Genomic DNA, 21,514 nt, shown 5'->3' with positions numbered 1-21,514 from the left:
ATTTTCAGTTTCCTTGCGGGTGTCATGTCGCCGATGCTCATGTTGGATCGCTCACGCGTCGTACCGCCCGCCCGCCGTATCTTTCCGGCTTCCTCTAGAGATCCAAAATTAGCTTGTTCCCCGCTGCGCGTGACACACAGGCACACATATATTTGTTGAGCGCTTGTTCCTCTGGGGTCAGGATGCCGTCGCGATGATCCACTTCGCCTTCAACGACATCAACAATGCAGGACCCACACAGCCCTTCGGAACAGCCGAAATCGATTGCGATGTCATTGGCGCGCAACACGTTGAGAACATTATCTTCCTTTGAAACGTGGAACACTTGGCCGGAAGAGTTCAACTCGATGTCGAACCCGCGTGTCGGAGCCTGGTCCACTTCCGATGCAGCAGCAAAACGTTCGAAGTGAATTGTGCCACCGCGCATAGCGCTGCCGGCTTCCAGGACAGCGTTCAACATAGGCTCTGGCCCACAAACATATAGATCGCTGCCCGCGGGAATTGCCTGCATTGCTGAACTCAGGTCTATCTGACCATCGGTGTCATCGCAGTGCAGGTGATACCATTCATCCAGCCCAAGGGCGCGGAACTTGGCATCCATCGCGGCGTATTCTTTAGATCGAACCAGATAATAGACCTGAAAGCGCTGTCCGGTGTTCAGCAGTTGCCGCGCCATGGCGACAAGCGGTGTCGCGCCAATGCCACCGGCCACTAAGGTGACATAGCGATCATTGCTTTCCAGTTGGAAGTGGTTGCGGGGACTGCCAATTTCCACCGACGCTCCTTCTTCCAGCTGATGCATGGCCAGTGATCCGCCACGACCCTCTGCCTCACATTTGACTGCAATATTGATCTGGCGCCCATCCTGGGTCCAGCTCCAGATAGAGTACTGCCGCACAAGATCGTCACTTAGCCGTACATCCACATGTGCCCCGGGTTCCAGGCCGGAAAAACGGCCCTCACGTAGTTCAAAGCAAAAATCCATGGTGTCAGGGCTTAGTTTGGTCTTTTTGATAAGCCGTGCAGTCTGGGTGTCCATTTGAATTCCTCTTTGTTTGCCGATACCTCAATCTGAGGTCAAAAGCGCCAAAACGTTCAGATGTTGAGGCTCCTGGCAGGGAAGGATGTCATTTCTCTGGGTTTTCCACCCCAATTTTGACCTCAGGGTGCGTCAGAAAATCGTCGCAAAGGTTGCTGGTGTTCAACAGCAAAAATACTCATATAAAAGTTAGCTATACTCACCTGTCGATGCCAACCTCTGGGAGGCCCCATGTCCAGACGCCACTACAATCTACCTCCATTGACGACCCTGTCTGCCTTCGAGGCCGCCGCAAGGCATCTGAGCTTCAAGACGGCTGCGCAGGAATTGTCCGTGACGCCAGGGGCAGTGAGCCATCAGATCAAAGCCCTGGAAGGCGAGCTTGGCTCGGCATTATTTGAGCGGCGCCACCGAGGCGTTGAACTGACCGCAAATGGGCATGCCCTGTTTGAAACCCTGGCCTCGTCTTTTGGGCGCATCTCAAAACGGCTTGAGATCATTCGCGAAAACGGAGCCGCGGAAAAAATCACCGTAGGGTCAACAACCGCGGTAGCCGCCCTGTGGCTTTCGCCTGCTATCATTCGGTTTTGGCGGGAACACCCAGATGTAAACATCCATCAAATCACACAGGATTTCCCTTTTAACGCACGCGCTGACGTTGATTTTGTCATTCGCTATGGCCGAGATCGTAACTCGCCGTTGCACCATCGTCCGCTTTACCGCGATGAGCTTGTTGCCGTGGGCCCCCCGGACCTGGCACAGACCTATGCCAATATTTCTCTCGAGGATCTTGCGCAGGAACGGCTCATTCACTTGGACAGTGACGCCCGCAATTGGACGACCTGGTCGGAATGGTTCCAACAACTCGGTTTTGACGGAGAGCTTTCTGTCGGGTCACGGGTCACCAGCTATTCGGTGGCTTTGCAGCTCGCCCGCAAAGGGGCAGGACTGGCGCTTGGCTGGCGCAGGCTTGTTGAACCAATGCTGAAAACCGGGAAACTGGCGGTGATCGGACAACACAGTTTGCCAGCACCGCATGAATTTCACCTTGTTGAATACTCCAGTGACACATCCTCAACCAGCGCAGAAACTCTCAAGTCTTGGTTGCTTAGCGAAGTACCCGGAGGTTCGGTTTAGATAGGTTAAACCATGGGTGAACTTTTCCGATATTGAGGGCCCCGGGTCTCTCCGCCAGATGTGATGCAAGCGCAACTGCATTTGAAGGGGAGACACATGAACACTCATAGCCCACTGTCATCCGTATTGACCGAGGTGAACACCGCCAATGGTCTGCCCAACGAACACTATATTGATCCGGCCATTTTTGCAGAAGAGCGGCGCTCTGTTCTTTTTGCCAACTGGGCTGGTGTCGGTTTTGGCAAGGACATTCCTGAGGCCGGGGATGCCAAACCCGTCGAGTTTCTGGGCATGCCGCTTTTGATGGTGCGTGATCGCGATGGTAGCGTGGGCGTGTTTCAGAATACCTGTCGGCATCGTGGCATGATCCTGGTGGATAAACCTCAAAAAATCCGCGGCGCGATCCGCTGCCCCTATCACAGCTGGTGCTATGGTTTGAACGGCGCATTGCGCACGACACCTCATGTTGGTGGCCCCGGCCAGAACACGCATGATGACGTCAAAATGGACGAGCTCGGCTTGTTCCGTATACGCTCATATATCTGGCGCGATGTGGTTTTTGTGAATGTGGACGGCACGGCTGAAGAGTTTGAAACCGCAAATGGCGCGCTTATGGAGCGTTGGAAAGAGTTCGAACAGCCTCAGCATCATGGCGGTGAAGCCTCTTCGTTTAAATTGTCGGTGAAAACCAACTGGAAACTCGCGGTAGAGAATTACTGCGAAAGCTACCACCTGCCCTGGGTTCACCCCGGCCTGAACAGCTACTCACGTCTTGAAGATCACTACAATATCGAGGAGCGCGATCAGTATTCTGGGCAAGGAACACTGGTTTATCGGCAATTGGAGGACCAGGACGGTGCAAAATTCCCTGACTTTTCTGGACTGAGCACGCAATGGGACGAAGGCGCGGAGTATGTTGCAGTCTACCCGAATGTTCTCTTAGGCGTGCAGCGTGACCACAGCTTCGCCATCGTGCTGGAGCCGGTGGATTGCAGCAACACGGTAGAGCATATCGAGCTCTACTACGCCAAAAGCGAGAAAGAGACGCCGGAATATGATGGGCTGCGCGCCTCAAATGCGCAGCTTTGGAAAACTGTATTCGAAGAAGACGTGTTTGTTGTAGAGGGCATGCAAAAGGGGCGCCATGGTGAGCTGTTTGACGGTGGCCGTTTCTCCCCTGCAATGGATGGGCCAACACATAATTTCCACCACTGGGTCGCCTCGCAGGTCGCAAAGGGCCGCACCGCATGAACGGTTTTCTAAAAGATGGGCTGGCCAGAAATTTTCTGGCCGGCACCTGGGTCGAAGGTGACGGCGGCGCGACAATAGCTGTCGAGGATCCCGGTTCTGAGGAACATCTCGCCGATTGCGCCCAAGCGGGCGAAGAGACGCTGAACAAAGCGTTGAGTGCTGCGCGGGCCTCATTTGACCGTGGCGATCTTGCTGACATGCAGCCCTCTGCTCGTGGGCGGTTGATGGCCCGAGTCGCGGTTGAAATTCGCGATCTCGCCGCGGAAGGAGCCGAACTGCTGTGCCGTGAAAGCGGCAAGACGCTTGAGGCGGCTCAGGATGAGTTCGAAGAAGCGGCGCAGTATTTTGAATACTACGGCGGTGTCGCGGATAAGATCGAAGGTAAATCGATCCCGCTCGGCCCGGATTATGCAGACTACACGGTCTATGAACCCTTTGGGGTTTCGGCGCAGATTGTTCCGTGGAACTTCCCTGTTTCCATCGCGGCGCGCTCGCTGGCGCCTTCGATCGCTGCGGGCAATTCGACCATAATCAAATCGCCGGAACTCGACCCCATCGGCCTGGCGATGCTGGGTCTTGCCCTGGAACGCGCCGAAGTTCCCAATGGCGCGGTGTCGATCCTGAATGGCATCGGATCTGATCTTGGCGTGCGTCTGGTCGCCAGTTCAGAGATCGACCAGATCGTCTTTACCGGCTCGGTGCCGACTGGTCAGGCAATCCTGCATGCAGCCGCCGAAACAGTGACGCCCTCTCTGATGGAACTGGGAGGGAAGTCAGCGGCAATTGTTTTTGAAGATGCCAACTTGGACGGGTTTATCGCCAGTTTGCAAAGCGGCATTTTCTACAATGCTGGTCAGGTCTGTTCCGCCATGGCACGGGTTTTGGTGCATCGCTCGATCTATGATCAAGTGGTTGAACGCGCCGCCGAACTCTCCAATGGGCTGAGCATTGATCACGGCTTGAAAAACCCGGACCACACGCCTGTCATCTCTAAGCAGCAATTGTCGCGGATTGAAGAGATCACTTCGATGGCACGACAAACCGGCGCACGCGTCGCTGCCGGTGGTACGCGATTGGATCGCCGGGGCTACTTTATGGCGCCGACAATTCTGGCGGATGTCGATCCCGCCAGCCGGGTTGCACAGGAGGAGATCTTTGGCCCTGTCACCTGCATAACCCCCTTTGACACAGAGGCTGAGGCAATCGCGATAGCCAATGGCACTGAATTTGGCCTGGTTGCAGGAGTCTTCACGCGTGATCTGGCCCGCGCCCATCGCTCCGCCCGAAAGCTGCGGGCAGGGCAAGTCTTTGTGAATGAGTGGTTCGCGGGCGGCATTTCCACCCCATTTGGTGGTGTCGGGAAATCCGGTTTTGGTCGCGAAAAGGGTCTGGAAGCCCTGTATAATTACGTTCAAACCAAGAACATCGCGATCTCACTAAAGGGCTGATGATGGAACCAGAGGACCTCGATACCGCTCTTTTGGCGGCCCATGCGGCGAATGACGCCAGTGAGCTGATCCGGCTCTATACCTTGGCCGGGGACCGCTCTGAAGACCGACAGGATGTGGATGCCGCCTGTTTCTACCTGACCCATGCCTTTGTCTTTGCGCTGGAAGCCGGAGCCCCGGAGACGCGCGACCTGAACAAACGTCTGGCGGATCAAGGGCGGGCCAAATTGCTTGAGTTTTGACCTGATTACGACAGTTTCCGGCGCGAATAAAACAGACCGGGCCTGTTGCGGCAGCCTCAGATTAAGTTCTGTAACGGCGATCTGATGAACCATTGACCAGCGGCCCGCTTTGGGCCTCTGTTTCACCCAAAACATGCGGAAAACAGTGATCTTTTGCTTTTCCAAAGATGGATCAAAGACCTAAGAGGAACCAAGACATGCGTACAGAAGCACAGGCCGTTGTCATCGGCGGAGGGGTGATTGGCTGTTCGATCCTGTATCATCTGACAAAACTTGGCTGGTCCGATGTGATCCTGCTGGAACGCGATGAGCTGACCTCGGGCTCGACCTGGCATGCCGCGGCCAATATTCATGGGCTGCATGACAGTACCAATATCTCGCGCATTCAGCATTACACAATGACGCTCTACAATGAGCTGGAAGACGAGACCGGACAAAGCTGCGGCGTGTTCCAGCCAGGATCACTGTATTTGGCACAGACAGAAGAGCGGGAGCATCAGCTGCGGCTTCAGGCGGCCAAGGCCAAGCTCTATGGCATGAATTTCTACGAGATCAGCATCGAAGAGGCGCAACGCTTGAACCCGATGGTCAACTATGACGGCATTCGCTGTGTTATGTATGAACCTGATGGCGGCAATGTTGACCCCTCAGGCGTGACAAATGCCTATGCAGTGGGAGCGCGCCAACGGGGGGCGGACATTCATCGTTTTACGCCGGTCACGGCGACAGACCAGCAGGATGACGGCACCTGGATTGTCCGCACACCCAAAGGGGATATCCAAACTCCCTGGGTAGTGAATGCCGCCGGGCTTTGGGGCCGTGAGGTGGCAAAACTGGCCGGAATCGAGTTGCCGTTGCAGCCAACCGAGCATCAGTATTTTGTCACCGAAACCATGGCAGATGTTGAAGGCGCCGATCGCCGTTTGCCCTCTGTTTCGGATCGGGACGGAGAATACTACCTACGGCAAGAGGGGCAGGGGCTACTGGTTGGCGCCTATGAGAAGAACATGAAGTTCTGGGCGGAAGAAGGCACGCCATTGGATTTTGCCCATGACCTGTTCCCTGATGATTTGGAGCGGATCGAAGAAAACATGATGAACGCAATCGAGCGAGTTCCCGCCGTTGGCGAAGCCGGCATCAAGCGGGTGATCAACGGACCGATGATCTGGTCGCCTGACGCGAATGTGCTGATGGGGCCGGTGCCTGAAATGGACGGTTATTTCTGCTGCAACGGCATTATCCCAGGCTTTTCGCAATCCGGCGGGATGGGGCTGATGGCGGCGCAATGGATCATTGAGGGTGAGACGCAATACGATATGTTTGCCTGGGACATGGCACGCTTTGACGGTTGGGCCACCAAAGAGTTCACCAAGGCGCGGGTGCAGGATCAATATGCGCATCGCTTTGCCATCCACTTCCCCAACGAAGAGCGTAGTGCTGGCCGGCCGGCGCGGGTCCGGCCCATCTATGAGATACAGCGCGATATGGGCGCAGTTTTTGGGCTGAATGCCGGTTGGGAACACCCGCTTTGGTACGCGGACACACCGGGCGCCACAGACACCAATGGTTTCATTCGCCAAAACTGGTGGGAGCCAGTCGGCAAGGAATGTCGGATGCTGCGCGATCGGGCCGGCATTATCGACATTTCAAACTTTGCCAAATACCGCTGCAAGGGCCCCGGTGCCGCCGATTGGCTGAATGCTGTCTTTGCCAATAACATGCCCAAAACTGTGGGGCGTTCCTGCCTGACGCCGCTGATTTCCAAACGCGGCGGAATTGCCGGGGATTTCACCGTGACCCGCGTGGCGGAGGATGAATTCTGGGTCATAGGCTCGGGCCTGGCGGAACGCTATCACAAGCGGTTCTTCAAACAGGTGCCATTGCCAGCAGGCACCACTTGGGAAAGCCAAACCGAGGCTATGTGCGGCTTCAACGTCGCGGGCCCCAAATCGCGCGAGATGTTGCAGCGCATGACCAATGCCTCGCTTGCGACTGCGGATTTTCCCTTTATGCGTTCGGCGATGATTGAGCTTGGCGGAGTTGAGGTTCTGGCGCTTCGGGTCTCTTTCACCGGCGATCTGGGCTGGGAATTGCATTGCAAAACCGAGGATCAGGCGCAGCTCTATGCGGCTTTGTTGGAGGCGGGAAAAGAGGTTGGTGCCGGACCCGTTGGATCCAGAGCACTAATGTCTCTGCGGGTTGAAAAGGGCTATGGATCCTGGTCGCGGGAGTATTCGCCTGAATATTACCCACAAGAGGTTGGCCTGGACCGGTTGTGCAAGACGCAGAAGGATTTCCTCAACAAACAGGCCGCATTGGAGGTGATGGCAAAACCCGCACGCGAACAGCTGGTGTTGCTGCAGCTAGACGAGGCTTCTGTGACGGCCTCGAACGCCGATGCCACCGGAGGAGAGCCTATATTCAAAGATGGCAAAGGGATTGGCCGCGTGACCTCGGGGGCCTATGGCTACACGGTTGGCATGTCGCTGGCCCTTGGCTTTGTAAAAGACGCCGGACCGGGGGATGAGGTGGAAATCATGGTTCTGGGGCAGCCGCACAGGGCGAAGATTCTGCCTGCGCCCCCCTTTGATGCAGACGGGAGTATTCTGCGGGCATGATCCTAAACTTCCCATTTTGCAGCCAGCCTGAAGGGACGTGAAGTCGGTGATTTTCGGGGCTTGGTTTGGGGCCACATAGACTTTGTTGCACAAATGGGTCTGATCTAGGATTCATGTCGTAAATCCAGCGTGGTAGCGGTCGACTATGAGCAACTGGCGTGACTACAACCGAGCTCTAAAGCAGCGCGGTTCGTTGTCCATCCGGTAAGAAGGGGCGTCAGCAGGCTTACAGTGATGCGGCGATACAAGCTTGCCTGGCTGGATGTATTCAAGCCGCAGGTTGCGCTTCTCGGCCCATTCCATCCACCGACCGGCAGGTTGGCGTGCGAACTCAAGGATGGTTCGAACGACTGGCGCTTGCGGACCACACACCAGCGACATTCAAACCAAACCTCGAAGGCACCTCCCATCGGGTCTGTGTTGCACCAAAGGATGCAGAGAGTTTTCACAAACGCTTTATCACGTCAGCAACCATGGAAAGCCAGTTCTCTCAAAACCGGAAAATCTTGCTCAAGAAACTACGAGCCGCATAAGTAGAGGCATTCTTCTCCAATGAGGAGAAACACATTGACAGAAATTCGCATGACACATGCTAAATTCGCACGTGTATGCTTCTTTGGCACCAGCAAAAAAAGGAAACTGGCAGGGGCATCAGGGTTCGAACCCGAGACCTACGGTTTTGGAGACCGTCGCTCTACCAACTGAGCTATACCCCTGCAGTGTCGGTGTTCCTAAGCCACCTCTGCCTGACTCGCAAGAGGGAAATCTACAGAATGCTCCCAGTTTTTGCGTAAGCTGGCGAGTGGACTGGTTCTTGCCGGTTGAGTATTCTATGACTGGCAAAAAGGGACCTGCTTTTGAGCCTACGAAAAAAAATTGCCGATAACCCTCGCTTCAATAGATTTTTTGAAGGCCTGTTTGCGGCCTATGTCAGTTTTGCCTATCGCAACTCACGCTGGCAACGCACTGGGTTTGAAGAAATGGATGCTGCCGTTTCGCGAGGAGAGCCTGTGATTTTTGTGCTGTGGCACCAGCGACTGATCATGGCGCCCTATCTGTTTGACACGTCTTTGGGTCGTATTTGCGCGCTGACTTCTGCCGCTCGTGCCGGCAGGCTGGCAGGGCAGATTCTGGTGCGACTGGGGTTTGAAACCATACCGATGTCCAGTCACAAACGTCATGTGGCTCTCTCCCGAGAAGTGTTGCGGCGCACTAGAGAGGGGTGTTCGATTGGTATTGCAGCAGATGGTCCCCGCGGCCCTGCACGCATCTCTTCCGGGGTTCCGATCACCTGGGCGCGGATGACAGGCTGCCGCGTTTTTACAGTCGCCTTTGCCGAGCGGCGGGTTCTAAAGATGCCCACCTGGGACAAGCAGATGCTACCCATGCCCTTTTCGCGCGGGGTGTTGATTTGTCAGGAATGGACCGATCCGGTGCCCAAAAAGCCAAATGAGAATGAGGCCGAAGCCCTGCGCTTGAGCCTGCAGTCTGCATTGAATGAGATCACCAGCCAGGCCGATGAGGCCGTGGGACGGACTATGGATCGATGAAACCATCCTTTCCGGCCCCTCAAAAGATCTGCGTATGAAGCCCACCCTCAGGGTTTGTGTTTTCAAAGGTGCTTTTTACCAAGCTGAAAAAGGCTCGCAGAACCAGGTTTGCGTCCCTGCTGGGTCTGAGGGTGCTGCTAATCTACAACCTCTGTGCCGCGGTCAAAGGTAATCAACCTATGTACACTATGGGACAGGTCTTTTGTGGCGCAGCGCGATGACACGCGAGCACTATTCTGTGTGTTTGATCCGTTTCCGCTGTCGTGCGCGCCAGTTGGCAACCGCCAACTGGGCAGCTGTACCCTCAAACCCACTACGCTTTGGCATAGGGGGGGTCAGAGACATGATTTCTCTTCAGTTCTCGGAAGCACATCAACCAAAACTGGACTTGGCATGAAAAAGTTCCGGTCTCTCGAAAGCTAGGGGATAAATGCCGTCTTCACGGGTTTTAGACCCCATTGATGTTTGGAATATTGCTCCTTCCGCTTGTCAGCGGGTCGCCCGTTTCTGGCGCCAAATCAGTTCGGCTTTCAGCGACTTGAAGATGGACACGATCAGGGAAATGTCATGACGATTTCCCTTGCCGCTCATTCGCTGGCCGCGGCACATGTTTACTTGCAGGGGGGGAGACCAGAAATCTGTGTTTGGTTAGGCGTTTCTGGTATCGCTTGAACAATACTGGGCGCCTCGGTCCGTATGGTGAAGTCAGCCCTCGAGTAGGCGCCGCAAACGCTGAATGACTGGATGAAGAGGGGCAAGGTCGCTCCTGGTCAGGGCAGCGGCATCACACCCGAGCAGTGCTCGAACGGTTTGAACAGTATGGGGTTCCGACAGGTGCGTTGAAACGCGGAGTGTGTGGGCCGCTGCCAATCAATGCAGGCATAGACCCATCCGTAAAATATTCACCCGCATTGAAGGTTGTTGATACAACCGCCGCAGGAGACAGTTTTGGCGGTGCATTTCTGGCATCTTTCCTAACTGGCGGCAGCCTGAGCAATGCAATGCAGGCTGGGCATACGCGGGCATCGCAGGTTGTCGGGCATCGAGGTGCAATTGCTGAAGCTTTTTGAGAGGCCAGTTTCCTATTCGACAGCCAAGCTTGATCTTTCCTGCCACCCGGCAATAGGCATTGCTGACGCTGGTGCCAGTGCATGCGGAGACCAAACCGTTGCCTATCACCCCAACAGACGCCGCCGGCTACTGTTGGGAAATCTGTCAACTGGCTCCCATTGTACCGGCTCTCGTTGGCCATGATGTCGCCCATGCCGGCCCTTTGGGAGAGACGCTGATACGTGGCGGCCTTCCTGAACTTGAAGTCACCCTGCGCACCCCTGCTGCTCTGGACGTGATCCGCGTAATGGCTCAAGTGCCAGGTGGTGTCTCGCCTGGCGCAACGGACAATCTTTTGACGGCCTGCGAAGACATGGATCTGCCTTTGCTGCTGGGCGCCGCTAGCGCAAGCGATGTATCTGCCGGAGCGCGGCTATGACATGCTGACATTCGACCCCGCCGAGACCTCGGGAGGTGTCTCCGCAATCAAAACCATCAGCGCCCCTCTGCCCCGGGGCTCGTTCTGCCCAACAGGGGGATTAACCCGGAAAATCCAGATACTACCTGTCCTTACCCAATGTCATCTGCGCTGGAGGCAGTTGGGTCGCACCTTCAAACCTGTGGTGCAAGCAGATGATTGGGATGCCATCAAAGCGCATGCAGGGGCGGCGCGCCAGCTTTGGGTTTGAGGCCCTTGGGGGCGAAGTGTTTGATCGGGGCTATCGCGCCTGATACCCTCAAAGGCGATCTTTCGCTCGGATCTCTGCAAAGACATTTCTATGAAAGATTGTACGCAGCAACGGCGTTTGATCCAAAAATTGCCTCTCTGGCAGGTTCACCTGAAATGAGAGAGCTCGCAACCTCTATCCAAGTCCCATAGTTGGCCGCAATCGTCAGAACCGGCCAGTCGCTTCCCCAGATCAGCCTTTGCGCGCCAAAATGGTCGAATAATAGTGAGACGTAGGGCACGAGGTCGGAAGTGGTCCAGTCATCACCCGCTTCGGTCAAAAGGCCAGACAACTTGCAACTCGCATTTGTTTCTTCGGCGAGGAGGGCGATGTCTTTTGCCCATCCCTCGAACTGGCCACCAGAAATGTCGGGCTTGGCGCCGTGGTCGATTACGGTCCGCAAATTAGGGTGGCGGGATAGCAATTTGTGAAGGCGCGGGAGGTGTCGGGGTAACACCAATGCATCAAATGTCAGGTCAGCGTCGATCATTGCATCGAATGCTGGCGTTAGGTCAGCTCGCAACATCCAGTCATCATCGGCGATGTCCTGGATCATTGGTCGCAGGCCAACCAATTTAGGATGTTGTGCAAGTCGCGCAATGTCTTTGGCAGCTGTTGGGGCGGTAAAATCGGTCCAACCTACAACGCCCAATACGAAGGACGTCGTGTCAGCGATTTCCAAAAGGAATTTCGTTTCGGCTACCGTGGGAGCTGCTTGCACCAGGACGGTTCCGGCCACGTTGGCCTGAGCGATAAGGGGGACCAAATCGTCTGGCATGAAATCCCGATAGAGAGGCCCCAGTTCTGGCGTTAGCCAACCGTAATCACCGCGTGCGAGTTGCCAAAAATGTTGATGCGCGTCGATGATCATGCGGCAATCACTCCTTTCTTTAGGATAATATTGCCATAAAGCCGCGTCTCGCCAGTCTGGATTATTGCAAAGGCGGACTTTGCGCGGCCATAAAATGCAAAGCGCTCCAGCCTGTCTAAGGTGGCGGGGTTGTCCGCTGTGGTCGTTGTGATGTCTTGAAACGCGGTCACGATAGGAGGAACTATTTCGGGATCATCGACAACTTCCATCACCACAGCCGGAGCGGGTACAAACCGATCCAATGGAAGGACTGTGAGAACCGCCTGTAAAACGTCTGTCGCTGACAATCCGTCAAGACGGTGACAGCGTGCACCTAGTGCGGTTGCCGGAAAGTTCGCATCTGCGATGACCAAATCGTCACCGTGGCCCATGGCTCGCAGGGTCCAAAGCACATCGGGCGAGAGTATGGCGGGGATGTTACGAAGCATCAGGCTGCTCCAGAGGGGTAGGGGCATCCTCACGGATCAACCCCTGGGATTTCAAATCCGACCAAAGATCTGAAGGGATGAGCCTTTCGAAAGTTTCGACATTCTGACGCACTTCATCGGGGCTTGATGCACCCGGTATCACGGATTTAACCGCAGGATGGCCCAATGGAAACTGAAGCGCGGCGGCGATGAGCGGGGTGTTGTGTGAGGCGCAGACCTCGTTCAGGGCGCGGACACGTTGCAAAATGGCGTCGGATGCGGGCGCGTAATCAAATCGCGCGCCCACAATCGGCCCCGTAGCGAGGATGCCAGAGTTGTAGGGCCCGCCAAGGATGATCCCAACATCGCGTTTGATACATAACGGCAGGAAGGTATCAAGGGGATCCTGTTCTAACAACGTATAGCGCCCAGCTAGTAGAAATCCGTCAAAGTCCGCCTCACCCAAAAGCCGTTCGCAGATTTGCCAAGTGTTCACACCCGCGCCGATGGCGAAAACTTTGCCAGCTTCGCGCAACTCGGATAGGGCGCGATAGCCGCCCTCAGAAAACAGCTGGCGAAGATTGTTGCCCTCAAAGGCCTGCCCATGGTTGCCGGCATCAATGTCATGCAAGAACAACATGTCGATCCGATCTGTGCGAAGTCGGACGATGCTGTCTTCATAGCTGCGCATGATCCCGTCATAGGTGAAATCAAAAACAATGCGTTTCTGCGGCACGTCTACAAATGCTTCGGGGGTTACCTCATCGGGGGTGCAGTCCTCCAGAATTCGACCGACTTTTGTCGACAGAACGAGCTGATCAGGGTCAAACCGCGATCGCGCTTCGGCAACCCTCATTTCTGAACGCCCCAGCCCATACTGTGGTGCGGTGTCGAAATACCGGATGCCCGCGTTCCATGCGGCATCAAGGGTCGCTTGCGCGTGACTGTCTTCGATCTTGCGATAGAGATTGCCAAGCGGCGCACCACCAAATCCGAGCGGCGATAAGTTGACCGGCAACCGGGTGCGCTGGTTGAGAGCAGTGGGTTGGACCAATTTCATTAGTTACTTTCTCGGTTGGGGCGGAAGTATTCAGGGTGCTGGCGTTCCAACGGTTCAAGGCGGGTCATTAACTGCCGAAGGTGGAGCGACATCGCAGAACTCGCGGCAGCGGCAGAGCGCGCTTTGATTCCGGCCAGAATGTCTTCATGTTCGGCGACCGCTTCAGCGGGGCGCCCCCGTTCAGGTAAAATCAACACCCGCGCGCGATGCAGTTGCAGCGACAGTTGTCCGGCGGTGACACTAACGCGCGGAAAACCGGTGAAGGCTAAAATCAACTCGTGAAATTCCAGGTCAGCCTCAAAGAATCCCTGAAAATCCTCATCTTCCACCAAAAGTTTCTGCATTTTCAGATTTCGGGATAAAACTGTCAGCTGTTTTTCAGTTCGTTCCTTTGCAACCTTTGCGACAGCGGCAATTTCGACCGCTTCGCGCAGGAAACTTTCTTCGCGCAACTCGAACATTGAAAATTGCGAAACCCGCGTGGCCGATTGAGGGATTATGTCGACCAACCCATCCGACGAAAGTCTGTTTAGAGCCTCCGTGACCGGAGAGCGGGAGACCCCCAGTTGCTCGCAAAGTGCGCCCTTGCGCAGCACGAAGCCCGGTTCAAACGCCATGGTCAGAATTTTATTTCGCAACGCCGTATAAACCCGCTGGCCCAAAGGGCCATCCAGACTGTTGATATCGAGCGCGAGCCTTTGGTTGGTCATAATTGTCGTCCTTTAACTGACATGTTAGTTGACGGGTGCATCGAGTCAAGCTAGCACTTACCCTACTAAAGCAAAAACCCCTAAGCCAGAGATACCCAGCTGATGACACAACATTCCCGCATACTGACCCTGCATCCGCATGACAATATTGCTGTCGCGTTGGCTGACATTGCAGCGGGTGAGGTGGATGTCGCGACGGGTGTTACGCTGCTGCAACCCATCAAGCAGGGCCACAAGATTGCAATTTCCGCGATCAGTGCCGGCCAGAACGTGTTGCGTTATGGACAGACGATCGGGCAGGCCACTGCGGATATTGCAGCGGGCGAGCATGTGCATATCCAAAACCTCGGCATGGGGGAACACAGCCGCGACTATGCCCATGCACGTGATGCCAAACCGCTTGCGGCCTCCACGAAAATTCGCACATTCAACGGCTATCACCGTGCTGACAGCCGTGTCGGCACACGCAATTATCTGGGCATCCTGACGTCAGTAAACTGTTCCGGATCAGTGGCCAAATTCATTGCAGAAGCGGCAGAAAAGTCCGGCTTGCTTGACGATTACCCGAACATCGACGGCATTGTCCCGATCACTCATGGCACTGGTTGCGGGATGTCTGGGAACAACGAAGGCTACGACACGTTGTTTCGCACGCTGTCCGGTTATGCCCAGCACCCCAATTTCGGCGGTATTTTGTTGATTGGCCTTGGCTGCGAGGTCATGCAGATTGCAGACCTTGTGGGAGGACGTGAAATTCGTGCCGATGGTGCGCTGCGGTACATGACTATTCAACAGACGGGTGGCACACGCAAGACGATTGAAAAAGGACTAGAAGAACTCCGCAGTATCGCCGAACTTGCAAACACGGCATCCCGCAAACCAGCCCCGATTTCCGAGTTGATGCTGGGAATGCAGTGCGGCGGGTCGGATGGATATTCCGGCATCACGGCCAACCCAGCACTGGGGGTGGCTTCGGACATGCTGGTGCAACATGGTGCCACAACGATCCTGTCTGAAACTTCAGAAATTTACGGTGCAGAACACCTGCTGACTCGTCGCGCGGAATCGATCGAGATCGGCGAAAAGCTGATCGAACGGGTCCGTTGGTGGGAGGACTATACCGCCCGCAACAAAGGTGAGATGGACAATAACCCCAGCCCCGGCAACAAGCGTGGCGGGCTGACTACAATCCTCGAAAAATCCCTTGGTGCCGTCGCCAAAAGCGGCAGCGCGCCGCTGACGGATGTCTATCTGTTTGGAGAAAAAATCGACAAGAAGGGCTTTGTCTTTATGGATAGCCCCGGTTTCGACCCCTGTTCAGTAACAGGGCAAATCGCGTCCGGTGCAAACCTGATTGTATTCACGACAGGGCGCGGATCTGTTTCGGGGTATATGCCGACACCCTGTATCAAGGTCGCGACCAATTCCGAAATGTACGCCCGTATGTCCGAGGACATGGACATCAATTGCGGTGACATCGTCAGCGACGGCGTCAGCCTGAATGACAAAGGCAATGAGATTTTTGAGATGTTCATAAGCATCGCATCCGGCGAGCAGACCAAAAGCGAAGGCCTGGGTTTTGGTGGCGTGGAATTCGTGCCGTGGCAGATTGGCGCGATGATGTGAAAATGAGGAACGATATGACACTGAACAACAAAACAATTCTAATTACGGCTGCTGGGCAGGGTATTGGTGCGGCGAGCGCACGAGCTTGCGCTGCGGCGGGTGCAACTGTGATCGCGACTGACATTAATGCGGATCTGCTGGCCAATCTAGACGGCGTCGATGGTATCGAAACCCGCGTGCTGGATGTCACGGACGTGGATGCCATCAACGCATTGGCTGCGGATCTTCCTGATTTGGATGGATTGTTTAATTGCGCCGGAGTCGTTCACCACGGCTCAGTTCTTGAGCTTGATGATGCCGCTTGGGAATTTTCGTTGGACCTGAACATCACATCAATGGTGCGGATGTGTCGCGCGTTTGTGCCGGGCCTTTTGCGCCGCGCAGACAGCGAAGGGACAGCCTCAATCCTGAACATGTCATCCATGGCATCTTCGGAAAAGGGATTTATCAATCGCACAGCTTATGGGGCAACCAAAGCAGCCGTGATTGGCCTGACCAAAGCGATTGCCGCGGATTTTGTTACGCAGAATTTGCGCTGCAACGCCCTCTGCCCTGGTACCGTCGATACACCCGCCTTGCGGGGCCGCATCACTGCGGCACTGGACCCGGTACAGGCGGAAAAAGACTTTATCGCACGCCAACCCATGGGTCGCTTGTCCACGGTTGATGATCTGACACCAATGATTGTTCTGCTGCTGTCCAGCGGCGGCCAGTTCATGACGGGTCAATCTGTTTTGGTCGATGGTGGCTGCACGATCTAGCGCGATCACTGGCTTGGGAGGGCTGAAACCATGACAAATATTGTCGAAATGAGAGGCATCGAAAAACGCTTCCCCGGCGTGCATGCCCTAAAGTCTGTGCAGTTTGATCTGCGCCCGGGAGAAGTTCATGCTCTTATGGGCGAGAATGGCGCTGGCAAATCGACCCTAATGAAAATTATGTCCGGCATCTATGCTCGTGACGGCGGTGAGATGTTTGTGGATGGCAATCCGGTGACGCCGGACGGACCTCGCGCGGCACAAGACCTTGGTATTGGCATCATCCATCAGGAATTAAGCCTGATGAACGATTTGACAGCGGCGCAAAACGTGCTGATCGGGCGCGAACCCCGCCGCGCATTTGGACGGTTGGACGAGACTGCGCTGAACGCCAAGACCGCAGAGATTTTTGCCTCACTGAACCTTAAAATGGACCCGCGCACGCTGGTTCGCACCCAGACAATCGCGCGCCAACAGTTGATCGAGATCGCCAAGGCGCTGTCGTATGACCCACGCGTTCTGATTATGGACGAACCGACAGCAGCGCTGAACGACACTGAAATCAACGAGTTGTTCAAGGTGATCGAGACGCTGAAAAATGACGGTGTCGGTATCGTTTACATAAGCCACCGTATGAATGAAATCAAACGTATCGCCGACCGGGTGACCATTCTACGTGACGGAGCCTATATCGATACGCTCGAGTCTGCAGAGACGCCGCTGTCACAGATTATCCAGCTTATGGTGGGCCGCGAAGTCACGCAAAATACGCCCGTAATCCCTGAGATTTCGCAAAGCGCTGTTGCTTTGGAGGTGCGCAACCTTTCGCGCGGTAAGGACGTTCTCGACGTTAGCTTTGACCTGCGCAAAGGCGAGATTTTGGGCTTTGCCGGTTTGATGGGCGCAGGCCGTACAGAGGTTGCGCGGATCATCTTTGGCGCGGACCCCCGCGATGCTGGTGAGATCCTAATTGATGGCCAGAAGGTCAACATACGCACGCCCCACACTGCTGTCGAAGCAGGCATCGGGTATTTGTCCGAGGATCGAAAACACTTTGGGTTGGCTGTGGACATGACTGTTCGTGCCAACATCGCCATGGCTAGTCTGGACAAGCTCACCAGCCGCGTAGGCGTACTGAACGAAGCGACAATGAAAGACACAGCGGTCAAGTTCATTGATCAGCTTGGCATTCGCACGCCCTCGGACATGCAAGAAGTCCGACTGTTATCAGGAGGAAACCAACAAAAGGTCGTCATCGCCAAATGGTTGCTGCGCGACTGTGATGTATTGATCTTTGATGAGCCCACACGCGGCATAGATGTCGGCGCGAAATCAGAAATATATGCATTGCTCGAAGACCTCGCCGCACAAGGCCGCGCGATCATCGTCATCTCCTCTGAGCTGCCCGAAGTCATGCGCTTGTCCCACCGCATCGCAGTAATGTGCGAAGGCCGTTTGACCGGCATTTTGCCCGGCGGCGAAAACACTACTCAGGAACAAATCATGGAATTGGCCACGCAGCGCGATCCCGCACTGGTTGGCGCAGAGGATCAGAAATGACGACCACTACACTAGATGCGCCCAAGTCAACGCTCGCTCGAATCGTAGCGGCGGGAACCCATCAGCGGGTATTGGCCTTTGCAAGTTTGATCATCCTTTTGATCGGCTTTTCGATTGCCTCGCCCAATTTCATGCAGACCTCTAACATGATTGCTATTTTGCAGGCGACCTCGGTGAACGGCGTGCTGGCGATCGCTGTGACGCTGGTCATCATCACCGGAGGGATCGATCTTTCGGTCGGCACCATGATGACATTTTGTGCAGTGATCACCGGCGTGGTGCTAACCTACGCAGGGCTTCCGCTAATGTTCGGAGTAATTGCGGCGGTACTAACCGGGGCGCTGTGCGGGGCCTGTTCGGGCACGTTTGTTGCCAAGATGGCTATTCCACCGTTCATCGCGACGCTTGGCATCATGCTTATCCTGAAGGGGTTGAGCCTCGTGATTTCCGGTACAAGGCCGATCTATTTCAACGACACTCCCGGCTTTAGTGAGATTTCGCGCGGGTCGCTGATTGGTGAAATCATCCCCAGCTTGCAAATCCCGAATGGTGTCTTGATCTTGTTCATCGTCGCTGCGGTGACTGCCTATATCCTGAACCGCACTGTATTGGGTCGATACTGTTTTGCCCTGGGTTCAAACGAGGAATCCGTGCGCCTTTCCGGAGTAAATACCGACCGCTGGAAGATTGTGATCTATGCGCTGGCAGGGGCGATCGTTGGTATCGCTGGCCTGCTGATCGCGTCGCGTTTGAACTCTGCACAACCAGCCCTTGGGCTTGGCTATGAACTGGAAGCGATTGCAGCAGTGGTTATCGGTGGCACCTCCCTTTCAGGCGGTCGCGGCTCAATCCTCGGCTCGCTTATCGGTGCATTGATTATGGCTGTTCTGACCAACGGGTTGCGAGTGCTGTCCGTCGCTCAAGAATGGCAAACCGTCGTCACTGGTGCGATCATTATTCTGGCGGTTTACGCCGACATGATGCGCCGCAATAGGGCAGCCTAATAAGCCCAATACCCGGGAGGAGAACCGGGTCAAACGACAACCTAGGAGAGGAAGCATCATGTTGTCACGTCGTACCCTCATTGGCGCCTTAAGCGTCTCAGTCGCTCTCGCATCGGCACCCGCCGCATTTGCGCAGGACGAAATCTATATACCCCTGGTCTCAAAAGGCTTTCAGCACCAGTTCTGGCAAGCTGTAAAAGCTGGGGCAGATCAGGCTGCTGAAGAATTTGGTGTTCGCATCACGTTCGAAGGTCCGGACAATGAAACCATGGTGGATCGTCAGATCGACATGTTGGCGGCTGCTTTGGCCAATAACCCTGCTGCGATCGGTTTTGCCGCGCTGGATAGTCAAGCCGCTATTCCACTGCTGCGTCAGGCCACCGAGGCTGGCATCCCTGTGATTGCGTTTGACAGTGGCGTCGACAGTAACATTCCGGTCTCTACGGCCACCACTGACAACGTCGCCGCTGCTTCATTGGCTGCTGACAAAATGGCCGAGTTCCTTGGCGGTACAGGGACAGTCGCCGTTGTGGCCCATGACCAAACCAGCCGCACCGGCATCGATCGTCGCGATGGTTTCCTGAACCGGATGAAAAATGAATATCCAAACATCGAAGTTGTCAGTGTTCAGTACGGCGCAGGTGATCAGTTGCAGTCAACCGAGGTTGCGAAGGCCATCTTGACAGCCGAACCTGGTTTGGGCGGTATGTTCGGCACCAATGAAGGTTCCGCAATCGGGATCGTAAATGCAGTGCGTGAAATGAATGCGCAAGGCGTCACCATCATCGGTTATGACTCGGGTAAAGCCCAGACAGATGCAATCCGAGAAGGCCTTATGGCCGGTGCGATCACACAGAACCCTGTTGGCATTGGCTACGAAACCGTTCGTGCCGCGGTTGCCGCGATGAATGGCGAAGAACTGCCAGAGATCATCGACACTGGCTTTTACTACTACGACCAATCCAATATTGACGACGCTAAGATCCACGCCGTCCTGTACGATTGATCTTACCACTGTCGCCGCCCTTCCTGGGGCTGCGACAGCTTCCCTTTCTTTGATGTCCGAGGACCACATGAAACTATTACGCTACGGCCCCAAAGGTCAGGAAAAACCTGGTTGTCTTGATGCGGAGGGGCGCGTCCGCGACCTCTCGGGGCATGTTGATGACATCGCCGGGGCAGCACTTCTTCCAGACTCGATTGCGGGCTTAAAGTCCCTGGATGTTGCATCCTTACCCATCGTTGAGGGCAGACCGCAGGTCGATTTGCGTCTTGGGCCATGCGTTGGTCAGACAGGAAAATTTGTTTGCATCGGCTTGAATTATGCAGATCACGCCGCTGAAAGCGGCTTGGAGGTTCCAACGGAGCCGGTGATTTTCAACAAATGGACTTCGGCCATTGTGGGACCAGATGACGACGTCCTTATCCCACGCGACTCCAAAAAGACCGACTGGGAAGTCGAACTGGGCGTCGTCATCGGCAAAGGCGGCAGCTATATCGCTGAGTCCGATGCAATGGGTCACGTCGCAGGGTTCTGCGTTATCAACGATGTATCTGAGCGTGAATTCCAGATCGAGCGTGCAGGCACATGGGACAAGGGCAAAGGGTGCGACACCTTCGGGCCAACTGGACCATGGTTGGTCACGCCTGACGAGGTTGGCGACTATGACGCCCTTTCGATGTGGCTAGAGGTTGATGGCACCCGCTACCAGAATGGATCCACAGCGACGATGGTTTTCAAAATTCCGCACCTGATATCGTATTGTTCACGGTTCATGAGCTTGCAATCCGGCGACATCATTTCAACCGGTACGCCGCCTGGCGTCGGCATGGGAATGAAGCCACCAACCTATTTGTCGGGTGGTGAAACGATGCGCCTCGGTATCGAAAAGCTTGGCATTCAGACCCAGACTGTCCGGACCCTGACCCAATAACATCTTTTTTGAACTGCGGGCGGCTTACTTTGGAGTGACCCGCTCGCAGAAATACCAGTATTCACCGCAAAAACGACAGTGTGAGCAAGGCCTGAACTGCGGCTTTTGAGTCTTTGCGCGTTAGAGCTGTCATGCGGCCCGATCCAGGACCCTTTCTTTGATGACCTCTGTAGGCGCTATTCATCCCAACATGAATTACCGGGCGGCTTTCAAGCCAAACGCGTGATCAAGGGTTGGATCAGCTTTGACACCCCAAAGCGCCCACACCTCGGGTCTCGGCAAGCGAACCCCCGACGCCGCATTTTTCAACGCAGACGACCCCAACAGACCGCATGAAACCACCCAGACTACATCTTAACAGAGCTGTCGACCTGTCCGAATAGCTAATCCATTTCAACTTTTAGCTCCCAAGAACAACAGGTTTGACCCGATCCTTGACGCTGCAAGCTGAGCAAAGTTCATTTTTATGCGGACAACTTGATACCCAACCAATCAAAATATTCCAGCCGTGCAAAATAACT

General features: G+C 55.1%; 18 protein-coding genes, 1 tRNA gene and 4 pseudogenes. 15 read left to right on the top strand and 8 right to left on the bottom strand.

Annotation, left to right across the window (positions count from 1 at the left end):
- Window positions 1–94: 94 nt before the first annotated feature.
- A complete protein-coding gene (locus ED661_RS02775; RefSeq protein WP_122072427.1) occupies window positions 95–1,039 on the bottom strand; it encodes a PDR/VanB family oxidoreductase in 945 nt (314 codons plus the stop codon).
- A gap of 231 nt (window positions 1,040–1,270) precedes the next feature.
- On the opposite strand from ED661_RS02775, the gene ED661_RS02770 reads away from it, so the two are divergent.
- The 6 genes and pseudogenes from ED661_RS02770 to ED661_RS02745 all read left to right on the top strand — a co-directional run.
- Complete coding sequence (locus ED661_RS02770; RefSeq protein ID WP_122072426.1) at window positions 1,271–2,176, top strand: LysR substrate-binding domain-containing protein; 906 nt, start codon at window positions 1,271–1,273, stop codon at window positions 2,174–2,176.
- 96 nt (window positions 2,177–2,272) lie between these two features.
- Complete coding sequence (locus tag ED661_RS02765; RefSeq protein WP_122072425.1) at window positions 2,273–3,427, top strand: aromatic ring-hydroxylating dioxygenase subunit alpha; 1,155 nt, start codon at window positions 2,273–2,275, stop codon at window positions 3,425–3,427.
- The gene (locus ED661_RS02760) at window positions 3,424–4,875 is read left to right on the top strand and encodes an aldehyde dehydrogenase family protein (protein ID WP_122072424.1); all 1,452 of its coding nucleotides are present in this window, start codon (window positions 3,424–3,426) and stop codon (window positions 4,873–4,875) included. Before ED661_RS02765 ends, ED661_RS02760 begins: the two co-directional genes overlap by 4 nt.
- A gap of 2 nt (window positions 4,876–4,877) precedes the next feature.
- A complete protein-coding gene (locus tag ED661_RS02755) occupies window positions 4,878–5,117 on the top strand; it encodes a hypothetical protein (RefSeq protein ID WP_122072462.1) in 240 nt (79 codons plus the stop codon).
- 197 nt (window positions 5,118–5,314) lie between these two features.
- Window positions 5,315–7,735: an FAD-dependent oxidoreductase gene (locus ED661_RS02750; RefSeq protein ID WP_122072423.1), complete on the top strand. Its 2,421-nt coding sequence runs from the start codon at window positions 5,315–5,317 to the stop codon at window positions 7,733–7,735.
- A gap of 145 nt (window positions 7,736–7,880) precedes the next feature.
- Window positions 7,881–7,992 (top strand): annotated as a pseudogene (locus tag ED661_RS02745) (IS5/IS1182 family transposase); the annotation flags it as partial.
- On the opposite strand, the pseudogene ED661_RS22370 reads toward ED661_RS02745, so the two are convergent.
- Both ED661_RS22370 and ED661_RS02740 read right to left on the bottom strand, forming a co-directional pair.
- Window positions 7,985–8,098: pseudogene (locus tag ED661_RS22370) on the bottom strand (IS3 family transposase); the annotation flags it as partial. The pseudogenes ED661_RS02745 and ED661_RS22370 sit on opposite strands and share 8 nt — an antisense overlap.
- A 277-nt stretch (window positions 8,099–8,375) precedes the next feature.
- Window positions 8,376–8,451, bottom strand: a tRNA-Trp gene (locus tag ED661_RS02740).
- 141 nt (window positions 8,452–8,592) lie between these two features.
- Between ED661_RS02740 and ED661_RS02735 the strand changes: the two genes are divergently transcribed.
- Complete coding sequence (locus tag ED661_RS02735) at window positions 8,593–9,285, top strand: lysophospholipid acyltransferase family protein (protein ID WP_122072422.1); 693 nt, start codon at window positions 8,593–8,595, stop codon at window positions 9,283–9,285.
- A 492-nt stretch (window positions 9,286–9,777) separates the two neighbouring features.
- On the opposite strand, the pseudogene ED661_RS22365 reads toward ED661_RS02735, so the two are convergent.
- Window positions 9,778–9,990: pseudogene (locus ED661_RS22365) on the bottom strand (hypothetical protein); the annotation flags it as partial.
- A gap of 92 nt (window positions 9,991–10,082) precedes the next feature.
- Here ED661_RS22365 and ED661_RS02730 point away from each other — a divergent pair.
- The gene (locus ED661_RS02730) at window positions 10,083–10,355 is read left to right on the top strand and encodes a PfkB family carbohydrate kinase (protein WP_371412386.1); all 273 of its coding nucleotides are present in this window, start codon (window positions 10,083–10,085) and stop codon (window positions 10,353–10,355) included.
- A 98-nt stretch (window positions 10,356–10,453) separates the two neighbouring features.
- A pseudogene (locus tag ED661_RS02725) lies at window positions 10,454–11,024 on the top strand (keto-deoxy-phosphogluconate aldolase).
- A gap of 88 nt (window positions 11,025–11,112) precedes the next feature.
- Here the strand turns inward: ED661_RS02725 and ED661_RS02720 are convergent.
- Genes ED661_RS02720 through ED661_RS02705 form a run of 4 tightly spaced genes read right to left on the bottom strand, consistent with a single transcriptional unit; the run spans window position 11,113 to window position 14,111 of the window.
- Complete coding sequence (locus tag ED661_RS02720; RefSeq protein ID WP_122072420.1) at window positions 11,113–11,934, bottom strand: amidohydrolase; 822 nt, start codon at window positions 11,932–11,934, stop codon at window positions 11,113–11,115.
- Window positions 11,931–12,362, bottom strand: coding sequence for an RbsD/FucU family protein (locus tag ED661_RS02715; RefSeq protein ID WP_122072419.1), 432 nt, complete (start codon window positions 12,360–12,362; stop codon window positions 11,931–11,933). Before ED661_RS02715 ends, ED661_RS02720 begins: the two co-directional genes overlap by 4 nt.
- Window positions 12,352–13,401, bottom strand: a complete 1,050-nt coding sequence (locus tag ED661_RS02710) for an aldo/keto reductase (protein ID WP_122072418.1) — start codon at window positions 13,399–13,401, stop codon at window positions 12,352–12,354. The genes ED661_RS02715 and ED661_RS02710 overlap by 11 nt, the downstream gene beginning before the upstream one ends.
- On the bottom strand, window positions 13,401–14,111 hold the full coding sequence (locus ED661_RS02705; protein ID WP_122072417.1) for a GntR family transcriptional regulator: 711 nt from the start codon (window positions 14,109–14,111) through the stop codon (window positions 13,401–13,403). Before ED661_RS02705 ends, ED661_RS02710 begins: the two co-directional genes overlap by 1 nt.
- 102 nt (window positions 14,112–14,213) lie before the next feature.
- Here ED661_RS02705 and ED661_RS02700 point away from each other — a divergent pair, with 102 nt between their 5' ends.
- The 6 genes from ED661_RS02700 (at window position 14,214) to ED661_RS02675 (ending at window position 20,993) form a co-directional block, all read left to right on the top strand.
- Complete coding sequence (locus ED661_RS02700; protein ID WP_122072416.1) at window positions 14,214–15,737, top strand: UxaA family hydrolase; 1,524 nt, start codon at window positions 14,214–14,216, stop codon at window positions 15,735–15,737.
- 14 nt (window positions 15,738–15,751) lie between these two features.
- A complete protein-coding gene (locus ED661_RS02695; RefSeq protein WP_122072415.1) occupies window positions 15,752–16,498 on the top strand; it encodes an SDR family oxidoreductase in 747 nt (248 codons plus the stop codon).
- Between the two features lie 96 nt (window positions 16,499–16,594).
- Window positions 16,595–18,055, top strand: a complete 1,461-nt coding sequence (locus tag ED661_RS02690) for a sugar ABC transporter ATP-binding protein (RefSeq protein WP_254054750.1) — start codon at window positions 16,595–16,597, stop codon at window positions 18,053–18,055.
- Entirely contained in the window at window positions 18,052–19,059 is a 1,008-nt protein-coding gene (locus tag ED661_RS02685) for an ABC transporter permease (protein ID WP_122072413.1), read from the top strand. The genes ED661_RS02690 and ED661_RS02685 overlap by 4 nt, the downstream gene beginning before the upstream one ends.
- A gap of 58 nt (window positions 19,060–19,117) precedes the next feature.
- Window positions 19,118–20,065 (top strand): ABC transporter substrate-binding protein, encoded by a 948-nt coding sequence (locus ED661_RS02680; RefSeq protein WP_122072412.1) that lies wholly within the window; start codon window positions 19,118–19,120, stop codon window positions 20,063–20,065.
- Window positions 20,066–20,132: 67 nt separating this feature from the next.
- A complete protein-coding gene (locus ED661_RS02675; protein WP_122072411.1) occupies window positions 20,133–20,993 on the top strand; it encodes a fumarylacetoacetate hydrolase family protein in 861 nt (286 codons plus the stop codon).
- Window positions 20,994–21,514 lie beyond the last annotated feature (521 nt).

The sequence above is a fragment of the Pseudophaeobacter sp. EL27 genome (assembly GCF_900313025.1).
GTDB lineage: Bacteria > Pseudomonadota > Alphaproteobacteria > Rhodobacterales > Rhodobacteraceae > Pseudophaeobacter.
The sequence above is the reverse complement of the archived record's forward strand: the minus strand, read 5'-3'. Positions and strand labels throughout refer to the sequence as shown.

Bases quoted from the DNA above. Each gene is read 5' to 3' on its own strand.
- ED661_RS02710 (WP_122072418.1), bottom strand. From the start codon at position 13,401: ATGAAATTGGTCCAACCCACTGCTCTCAACCAGCGCACCCGGTTGCCG.
- ED661_RS02760 (WP_122072424.1), top strand. From the start codon at position 3,424: ATGAACGGTTTTCTAAAAGATGGGCTGGCCAGAAATTTTCTGGCCGGC.
- ED661_RS02755 (WP_122072462.1), top strand. From the start codon at position 4,878: ATGGAACCAGAGGACCTCGATACCGCTCTTTTGGCGGCCCATGCGGCG.
- ED661_RS02705 (WP_122072417.1), bottom strand. From the start codon at position 14,111: ATGACCAACCAAAGGCTCGCGCTCGATATCAACAGTCTGGATGGCCCT.
- ED661_RS02685 (WP_122072413.1), top strand. From the start codon at position 18,052: ATGACGACCACTACACTAGATGCGCCCAAGTCAACGCTCGCTCGAATC.
- ED661_RS02715 (WP_122072419.1), bottom strand. From the start codon at position 12,362: ATGCTTCGTAACATCCCCGCCATACTCTCGCCCGATGTGCTTTGGACC.
- ED661_RS02765 (WP_122072425.1), top strand. From the start codon at position 2,273: ATGAACACTCATAGCCCACTGTCATCCGTATTGACCGAGGTGAACACC.
- ED661_RS02775 (WP_122072427.1), bottom strand. From the start codon at position 1,039: ATGGACACCCAGACTGCACGGCTTATCAAAAAGACCAAACTAAGCCCT.
- ED661_RS02750 (WP_122072423.1), top strand. From the start codon at position 5,315: ATGCGTACAGAAGCACAGGCCGTTGTCATCGGCGGAGGGGTGATTGGC.
- ED661_RS02770 (WP_122072426.1), top strand. From the start codon at position 1,271: ATGTCCAGACGCCACTACAATCTACCTCCATTGACGACCCTGTCTGCC.
- ED661_RS02720 (WP_122072420.1), bottom strand. From the start codon at position 11,934: ATGATCATCGACGCGCATCAACATTTTTGGCAACTCGCACGCGGTGAT.
- ED661_RS02700 (WP_122072416.1), top strand. From the start codon at position 14,214: ATGACACAACATTCCCGCATACTGACCCTGCATCCGCATGACAATATT.
- ED661_RS02680 (WP_122072412.1), top strand. From the start codon at position 19,118: ATGTTGTCACGTCGTACCCTCATTGGCGCCTTAAGCGTCTCAGTCGCT.
- ED661_RS02695 (WP_122072415.1), top strand. From the start codon at position 15,752: ATGACACTGAACAACAAAACAATTCTAATTACGGCTGCTGGGCAGGGT.
- ED661_RS02675 (WP_122072411.1), top strand. From the start codon at position 20,133: ATGAAACTATTACGCTACGGCCCCAAAGGTCAGGAAAAACCTGGTTGT.